Below are 7,997 nucleotides of genomic sequence, written 5' to 3'. Positions count from 1 at the left end.
CTGCGGGAGTTGGTGGTGTCGTTCGTGGTGCCCGGTCCCGCCGGGGTGGCCATCCGGGACCGGCTGCGTGTGTCAAAGACGGACGCAGCGGTGCTCACCGAGGTCGGGGTCTATCTCGGGTCGCTGGCCTCGGGTGATCTCGCGGAGCGATCCCGGCAGGGTCTGGCGCACGATGCCGCTTCGTGGGCGGTGCGCAAGCAGGGCTTGACGGGGAAGTCGTCGGCGCGCTGGGCGGGCAGCATCACCAAGGCCACCCACGACCAGTGGGCGCTGGCCAGGCGCGGCCAGGCCGCCCACATGGCCTGGCTGCGTGAGCAGATCGCCGCCATCGAGGCGCGGCTGGCCCGCCCACTGGGCGCCAAGGCGAACAAGCGAGAAGGCCTTGCACGCGGCTATACCACCCGTGCCGAGCGGCACGCCAAGTCCCGTCGCCTGCACGCGTTGAAGGCGCGGCTGGCGGTGGTGGAGGCGGACTGGGCGGCGGGCCGGGTGCGCGTGGTGCGCGGCGGCAAGCGCCTCGCGAAAACCCGCCACCACCTGGACGACGCTGGGCTGAGTGAGCAGCAGTGGCGACAGCGGTGGCGGGCGGCACGGATGTTCCTGGCCGCCGACGGAGAGTCCGGCAAACGGTTCGGCAACGAGACCATCCGCGTCACCGACACCGGCCAGCTCTCCCTCAAGCTCCCGGCCCCGCTGGCCCACCGGGCCAATGCCCCGCACGGCCGGTACGTGCTGGATGCGACCGTGGTGTTCCGGCACCGGGGGCAGGAGTGGCGCGACCGGATCACCGCGAACCGGGCGGTGGCCTACCGGATCCACCACGACGTGCTCCGTGGCCGCTGGTACGTGACCGCGTCCTGGCAGCGCGCCGCCGCCCCGATCCTCCCACTGGACGCGGCCCTGGCCCGGGGTGTGGTGGGGGTGGACATGAACGACGACCACCTCGCTGCCTGGCACCTCGATGTGCACGGCAACCCGGTGGGCGAGCCGCAGCGCTTCTTCTACGACCTCTCGGGCAGCGCGGAACACCGCGATGCGCAGATCCGGCATGCGCTGAGTCGGCTGCTGCACTACACCCAACGATGCGGGGCCGCCGCGATCGCCATCGAGGACCTCAACTTCACCGACGGCACGAGCCGGGAGAAGCACGGCCGCAACAAAGGCTTCCGCCGCCTGCTCTCTCGCTTCCCCACCGCCCGCCTCAAGGCCCGACTGATCTCGATGGCCGCCGAACAGGACATCGCCGTCGTGGCGGTGGACCCGGCCTATACCAGCCGGTGGGGTGCCCAGCACTGGCAGAAACCGCTGACCACTCCACGACGTAAGACGTCCCGGCACGATGCGGCGAGCATCGCGGTCGGGCGACGCGCCCTCGGGCATCCGATCAGGCGACGGACGGCACCGCCCCCGGCACACCAGAGTGATGTGCCGGGGCATCGGACCGTCCAGGCCCGACCGGAGACCCGGCGGCGTGAGGAAACCCGCCCCCACCTTCCCGGACCGCGCACCGGATGCGCGCCGCCCGGCGGTGGAGCGAAAGCGGGGAACCAGTGTGCCCAACACCGTTCGGGGCACGCGACTGAGCATGCGTTCTGGCACCAGGACTCACTCCCGCTCAGCCTCTAGGAACGGTTCTTCAAGCCCAGCCCCGGCGGGCCCTCGGGAAGGCGCAATGCCCGAGTTGCCTATATTGCCGCTTTGTTCGGGCTTGGTGGTACTTGATCGCGTGAAATGGGTCACGCCCGGATGGATTGGGCGTCGAAGTGGCGCCTCGGCAACTTCTGCTTTGCGGAACGTAAGTTGAGAGTTGTGTTCCGGGAGAATCGGACGATTTGCTCCCCCTTTCTGCGAGTTCATAACGGGCGCAGCGGGATTTCGGGGCTTGTTTCGGGTGTGTGCTCTCGCATACGTTCTCGTCGATCCGGGCGGAACGCCTAATCCTGCCGCCGCTCCGGAACCCCATTCATCCACGCGCTACGGCAGGAGCGGGGGACCCAGGTAAGTCGCCGATCCGGGCAACCGGAACGGCTTGGGGTGAAGTCGCATGGGTCATGCGGCCGGGCAGCTCCCGCCCGAACCCGACAGCTCACCTCGCAGGCGCCGGAGAGGAATTCGTCATGCCCGCACGAGGTAAGCACCGTCGTACCAGAGTCAGCCGCATCGCCCGCGCCTTCGTCCCCGTAGGAACGGGAGGTGTCGCGCTCGCGCTCCCGTTCGTGGCGGTGAGCGGTGCCCACGCCGCCCAGCCGGAGGGGCAGGTCACACAGGTCGCGCAAGCCGCGGTTCCGCAGGTCGAGCTCGTCACGCACAAGGTGGCCAAGGGCGACACCTTGACCAAGATCGCCAAGAAGCATGGCGCGAGCGGTGGTTGGCAGGGGCTGTACAAGGCCAACCGTGCGGTCATCGGGAACAACCCGTCGATGATCAAGCCGGGTCTCACGCTGACCGTCGGTACGAAGAAGGCGGACGCGAGCCCGGCGGCCGCCAAGTCCGCGGCGCCCGCCGCTGCCACGCAAGCCGCCGCGAAGACGTACTCGAACGACCTCGACGGCTGGATCAAGGAAGCGCTGGACATCATGGCCCAGCATGGGATTCCGGGCTCGTACGACGGCATCCACCGCAACGTCATGCGGGAGTCGTCGGGGAATCCGCAGGCCATCAACAACTGGGACTCCAACGCCGCGGCCGGCACCCCGTCCAAGGGCCTCCTGCAGACCATCGACCCGACCTTCTCGGCCTACCACGTGCCCGGTACGTCGACGGACCCGTTCGACCCGGTCGCCAACATCGCGGCGGCCTGCAACTACGCCGCCGACCGGTACGGCTCGATCGACAACGTCAACGGCCCTTACTAAGAGGGATCGGGATTAAGAGGGATCGGGGCCCGTATCGGGCCTGAGTGAAGCACCGGCCCGGGTACCAGGTGACCAGGTACCCGGGCCGACGCACACCCGTCAACCGAGCTTCGCGTTTTGCGTCTTCAGGATCTCTGCCGGGATCTTCGTGTCGCTGGGGTAGCCCTTGGAGATGGCCGAGCCGTTCACTGAGAAGTAGACGGCGACGACGTCGGCGCTGCGTACGGCCGCGCCGTGCACCGTATGCGTGACCCCCCTGAACGTCATCGTGGACTTGAAGGCGAGGGATTCGTCGCCTGCCGCATCGGTCTTCTCCGCGGTGACGGTGTCGTGCTTGCCGCTGTTGCCGTTCGCCTTGGCCGTGAAGCCGGCGCCGCAGGAGTCCACCGCCTTGGAGAAGCCGGCCATGGCGGACTCCGCCTTGCCCTCCTCCTCGTAGGCGTTGAGCGTTATGTAGTTGGACGGTTTGGTGAGCGGGTTGATCGACGCGAAATGGGGGAGGAAGGCCTGCGGTTCGCCCAGCGGGAGCTGGTTCATCGCGTACGCCAGTGGGGCGCAGACCGCCTTGTCGAGGGTGACCTCGTCCTGAGACCTGGCGAAGGCGTACTCCTCGTCCAGGTCTGCCTTCGCGACGTTGTAGTCACCGCCTATCTCGGCCTGGGTGACCATGAGCTTCGCCAGGCGATCAGCCGGGCCCGGCCCCTTCGAAGGGGTGGCCGAGGCCTCAGGTTTGGGCTTGTCCGCCGCCGCGTCCGTCTCCGAGTCACCGCCTCCGCAGGCGGTCAGGCCGGTGAGTACGGCGATGGAGAGGACGCCGGCGGTCAGGACGGCGGATCTCTTCATTCGTCTTCCTTTCGATGGCGGCCGGTGGAAGCAACTGCCCTACTGGCCGGGGAACTTCCAGATGAACGGCTCCCCGTCCTCCTCCGCCCAGCGGACCTCCATCTCCTTGGCGTTCGCCGGGATCAGGTACGAGTCGCAGAAGGTGTGGCTCTCGCCCGTCTTCCAGCTCTCGACGTCGTACGGGTCCTCGCAGCCGGGCGCGTCGTCGGCGGCGCCGATGAGCAGGGCGCCCCGCTTGCCGTCCGCCCAGATGCTGGTGCCGTCGGCCGCGTCGGAGTCGGACGTCAGGGCCGGGCCGCCCTTGTGCGTGAACTTGAGGTGCGCGACCGCGAGCACCATGCCCTTGGCGTCCACCTTGTCCTGCACCAGTTTCTGGGCCTCGGCCTCGGTACCGACGTCCACCTTCATGGCGGTGATGTCGTACGTGACCTTGCCGTCCTCTTCCTCGACTTTGCCCTCGGCGCTCTCGCCCGTGGACATCTCGCCACCGGAGGCCGCCTCGGCCGGAGTTGCCGCCGCCTTCGCCTTGCCGGCGGGCTTCTTCGCGTCGGCCTTGTCCTCCCCGCCGCCGCACGCCGTCAGCGCGAGCGCGAGAACGGCGACGGGCGCGGCGACGCGCAGGGCGGTTTTCTGGTGCAGCAAGACATGCTCCTTGTGGTGTTGTGATTGTGGGGGGATCTACTCGCGCAGGCAGCACAGCGGCACGGCACCACAGCGGCATGGCCATAACGAGGCACAGCCGCAGCGCGGAAGAGCCACACAGCGCTACGCGGTCGAGGTGCCGATGGCGATGCCGGTGCTCTACGGGGCTTGCAAGCCACCGGAGTTGCACCAGGAAAGGCCCAACTGTTCGTCGGGCAGACGACGTTCCCCGTGCGCGGACCCGCTCGAACTCGAAGCGGGAACGCGGTCCACAGATCCTGGGGTACCGCCCCTCACACTGTCAACAAGCCTGAACACTCACCGTCACCGGAGGCGCGAGGGCGCGGTCGCGGTGCGCCCTCCGACCTGGGAGGTCATCCCGCGGCCCACGCCACCCCCTTCTTAACTCGTGAGTAATTCGTGCAGGAACAGTGGCCTCCGTATGACGGTCACGTGTCTCGCGGGCGTCACGCCGTTCGCGCTCGCACAGCGGAACCTGCTCAGGAAGGCCCGTACTCAACGGGGAATCAACCGGCCTTCGTTGCGCTTGGATAACGTCGAGTCCTGTGAGGTTCGCGATCGTTGGCGCGCCTTGAGGGGCTTATGCGCCCCTGATACGGTGCGATGACTTGACACTCATTCCAGCACTCAAGTCGCTGGCTATTCGGGCAGGTCGGGCGGTACGTCCGATGCCGAATGGAGTGTCCCAAATGACGGAAACCTTCTTGGGTGTACGGGGAGCGGTTGCGTGAAGATCCAAGAGCGTACGGGGGCGGGTAACAACCGTTCCGCGGCGCCGGCTCAGCCGGCCATGGGTGAGCGCCTTCCCGCGCCACCTCGCGAGCGCAAACCGGCACTCGCCGCTCTCGCCGTGCTGCTCATCCTGGTCGGGGCGCTGGGGGCGACGATGCTCGTGCTGCGCGCCGGGGATCGTATTGAGGTCATCCAGGTGACGAAGACCATCCAGGCCGGCGAGCCCGTCACCGACAACAACATCACCTCCGTCCTGGTCGCGGAAGACTCCGCCATCAGGTACGTCCGCTGGGAGCAGCGCGAGACCCTCAAGACCCTCAAAGCCAAGTCGCCCATCTACAAGGGCACCGTCGTCATCGGCGACATGTTCGCGAAGAAGGCATCCCTCCCCGCCGGCAAAGCCTCCGTAGGCCTCGCCCTCAAGGAGGGCCAGTACCCGGCCAACATCAAGCCCGGCGATGTCGTCGCCGCCTACCGCGCCAGCAAGACGAGCACCGGCTCCAACTCCGACAACTCCTCGTCCGGCGGCACCGCCACAGGCACCGACACCCTCCTCGTCGACAACGCGCGCGTGAACACCAAGAGCAGCGGCGACGACGCCACCATCAGCACCGGCAACATCTCCGTCACGGTGCTCGTAGACCAGGACGACGTCCCCGCCCTGGCCCAGGCCGCCGCCGCGGGCGAGGTCGCCGTCGTCCTCGTGCCCGGCAACTAAGGGCGAGAGAGACAACAAGAGACATGGCGCTCATCGCTCTCGCCGCCGACAAGGGTTCCCCCGGCGTCACCACGGCCGCCGTCGCCCTCGCCGCGGTCTGGCCCCGCCGGGTTCTGCTGGCGGAGACCGATCCGGCCGGTGGTGACCTCGTGTACCGCAGTGCCGCCGCGCACGGTGGTCCGCTGAACCCCAACACCGGCATGCTGTCCATCGCCGCCACCGCGCGCCGGGGCCTCGTACCGGATCAACTCTGGGACCACGTACAGCCGTTGAGCGGTGGACTCGAGGTGCTGGTCGGGCTCGGGAACGCCGAGCAGGCCGCCGGGCTCGCCGGGCTGTGGCCGACCCTCGGCCGGGCCTTCGCCCACCTCGCCGACTCGCCGAACGCGCCCGCCGACGTCATCGCCGACTGCGGCCGGGTCGCCGGGGACACCCCCGCCGTCGAGATGTTCTCGCAGGCCGCCCTCGTCCTCCTCATCTCCCGCACCGAGCCGGAGGCCATCGCGCGTGTACGCGACCGGGCCGCCGCCCTCACCGCCAAGCTGCACGGCGGCGCCCGCGGCGCGGCCTCCCTCGCGACCCCGCTCATCGGCGTCATCCTCATCGCCGACCCGAGCGACTCCGCCAAGCTCGTCCACCAGGTCAACGACATGCTGGTGGCCGCGCAGACCGGCGCCCGCGTCGTGGGCACGCTCGCCGACGACCCGTCCGGCGCCGACCAGTTGGCCGGACGCAGGCGCGGCCGGCTCGACAAGGCGCTGCTCATCCGCTCGGCGCGCAAGGTGACCGCGGACCTCTACCAGCAGTTCGGGGCGGCCTGGGCCGTACCGGCCGGCGGGCCGGGCGGGCAGCCCACCGCGGGGGCCGGCCGATGACCGCTGTCGACCACCAGCTGGTCAAGCGGTTCCGGCAGGAGGCCGGCGACCGCATCGCCGAGCAGCGCCGCCTCGACCAGGTCTCCGGCGTCACGCCGATGTCCAACGAGGACGAGCGGCACTACGCCCGCGCGGTCATCGCCCAGATCCTCGAGGAGTACGCCCGTACGGAGATCAACTCCGGTCGTACGCCACTGGATGCCGAGACCGAGGAGCAGTACGCGGCCGCCGTGCACGCCGCCCTCTTCGGAGTCGGCCGGCTTCAGCCGCTGCTCGACAACCCCGAGGTCGAGAACATCGACATCAACGGGTACGACCAGGTCTTCGTCGGCTACGCGAACGGCGAGGAGGTCAAGGCCGATCCCGTCGCCGAGAACGACGAAGAGCTCATCGAGCTCATCCAGATCCTCGGCGCGTACTCCGGTCTCTCCTCCCGGCCCTTCGACTCCGCGAACCCGCAGCTCGACCTGCGGCTGCCGGACGGTTCGCGACTGTCCGCCGTCATGGACGTCACTCGGCGCCCGGCCCTGTCCATCCGCCGCGCGCGCATGGGCAAGGTCTTCATGTCGGACCTCGTCGGCAACGGAACGCTCACGCCCGAGATCGGGCACTTCCTCGCCTGCGCCGTCCGGGCCCGTAAGAACATCATGATCGCGGGCGCCACCAACGCCGGTAAGACGACCCTGCTGCGCGCGCTCGCCAACGAGATCCCGCCGCACGAGCGCCTCATCACCGTCGAGCGCGCCCTGGAGCTCGGCCTCGACCAGTTCCCCGACCTGCACCCCAACGTGGTCGCGTTCGAGGAGCGCCTGCCCAACTCCGAGGGCCAGGGCACGATTTCGATGGCCGAACTCGTCCGCCGGTCGCTGCGTATGAACCCCTCGCGCGTCATCGTCGGTGAGGTCCTCGGCGACGAGATCGTGACCATGCTGAACGCGATGTCGCAGGGCAACGACGGCTCGCTGTCCACGATCCACGCGAACAGCTCCAGCGAGGTCTTCAACCGTATTTCGACGTACGCGCTCCAGGCCAACGAGCGGCTGCCCATCGAGGCCAGCCAGATGCTCGTGGCGGGCGCCGTGAACTTCGTCGTGTTCATCCAGCGGCGCAACAACTACCAGACGGGCGGCCGACTTCAGCGCATGGTCACCTCGATCCGTGAGGTCAACGGCGTCGATGGACGCGTCCTGTCCAGCGAGGTGTTCGCCGAGACGGCCGACGGCAGGGTCGTACCGCATGCGCCTCTGTCCTGCCTCGACGACCTGGTCGCGTACGGCTATCGCGGGCCCGCCGGGAACTGGGGCTGATGGG

The 7,997-nt window shown here is 68.8% G+C and carries 7 protein-coding genes and 1 riboswitch; of the genes, 5 read left to right on the top strand and 2 right to left on the bottom strand.

Annotation, left to right across the window (positions count from 1 at the left end):
• A partial coding sequence (locus tag G6048_RS11795) for a transposase (RefSeq protein WP_235989620.1) occupies nucleotides 1-1,626 on the top strand: 1,626 nt, incomplete at its 5' end.
• A 336-nt stretch (nucleotides 1,627-1,962) separates the two neighbouring features.
• Nucleotides 1,963-2,113: riboswitch (cyclic di-AMP (ydaO/yuaA leader) on the top strand.
• A 4-nt stretch (nucleotides 2,114-2,117) separates the two neighbouring features.
• Nucleotides 2,118-2,855, top strand: a complete 738-nt coding sequence (locus G6048_RS11790; protein ID WP_165339438.1) for a transglycosylase SLT domain-containing protein — start codon at nucleotides 2,118-2,120, stop codon at nucleotides 2,853-2,855.
• 99 nt (nucleotides 2,856-2,954) lie between these two features.
• On the opposite strand, the gene G6048_RS11785 is transcribed toward G6048_RS11790, so the two are convergent.
• Together G6048_RS11785 and G6048_RS11780 are read right to left on the bottom strand one after the other, a co-directional pair.
• Nucleotides 2,955-3,698, bottom strand: a complete 744-nt coding sequence (locus tag G6048_RS11785) for a hypothetical protein (RefSeq protein WP_165339437.1) — start codon at nucleotides 3,696-3,698, stop codon at nucleotides 2,955-2,957.
• Nucleotides 3,699-3,737: 39 nt separating this feature from the next.
• The gene (locus tag G6048_RS11780) at nucleotides 3,738-4,340 is read right to left on the bottom strand and encodes a hypothetical protein (RefSeq protein WP_165339436.1); all 603 of its coding nucleotides are present in this window, start codon (nucleotides 4,338-4,340) and stop codon (nucleotides 3,738-3,740) included.
• A 748-nt stretch (nucleotides 4,341-5,088) separates the two neighbouring features.
• Between G6048_RS11780 and G6048_RS11775 the strand changes: the two genes are divergently transcribed.
• The 3 genes from G6048_RS11775 to G6048_RS11765 are packed head-to-tail and all read left to right on the top strand — an operon-like array spanning nucleotide 5,089 to nucleotide 7,993.
• Nucleotides 5,089-5,811, top strand: a complete 723-nt coding sequence (locus tag G6048_RS11775) for a hypothetical protein (RefSeq protein ID WP_165339435.1) — start codon at nucleotides 5,089-5,091, stop codon at nucleotides 5,809-5,811.
• A 23-nt stretch (nucleotides 5,812-5,834) separates the two neighbouring features.
• Nucleotides 5,835-6,686, top strand: a complete 852-nt coding sequence (locus G6048_RS11770) for a hypothetical protein (RefSeq protein WP_165339434.1) — start codon at nucleotides 5,835-5,837, stop codon at nucleotides 6,684-6,686.
• Nucleotides 6,683-7,993: a CpaF family protein gene (locus G6048_RS11765; protein ID WP_165339433.1), complete on the top strand. Its 1,311-nt coding sequence runs from the start codon at nucleotides 6,683-6,685 to the stop codon at nucleotides 7,991-7,993. The genes G6048_RS11770 and G6048_RS11765 overlap by 4 nt, the downstream gene beginning before the upstream one ends.
• The last annotated feature ends 4 nt before the right edge of the window (nucleotides 7,994-7,997 follow it).

Origin of the sequence: Streptomyces ureilyticus, from assembly GCF_011045025.1 — a bacterium.
GTDB classification, from domain to species: Bacteria; Actinomycetota; Actinomycetes; order Streptomycetales; family Streptomycetaceae; genus Streptomyces; species Streptomyces ureilyticus.
Note: the sequence above shows the minus strand (reverse complement) of the source record. Positions and strands in the feature narration are given on the sequence as shown.

Bases quoted from the DNA above. Each gene is read 5' to 3' on its own strand.
- G6048_RS11790 (WP_165339438.1), top strand. From the start codon at position 2,118: ATGCCCGCACGAGGTAAGCACCGTCGTACCAGAGTCAGCCGCATCGCC.
- G6048_RS11770 (WP_165339434.1), top strand. From the start codon at position 5,835: ATGGCGCTCATCGCTCTCGCCGCCGACAAGGGTTCCCCCGGCGTCACC.
- G6048_RS11785 (WP_165339437.1), bottom strand. From the start codon at position 3,698: ATGAAGAGATCCGCCGTCCTGACCGCCGGCGTCCTCTCCATCGCCGTA.
- G6048_RS11765 (WP_165339433.1), top strand. From the start codon at position 6,683: ATGACCGCTGTCGACCACCAGCTGGTCAAGCGGTTCCGGCAGGAGGCC.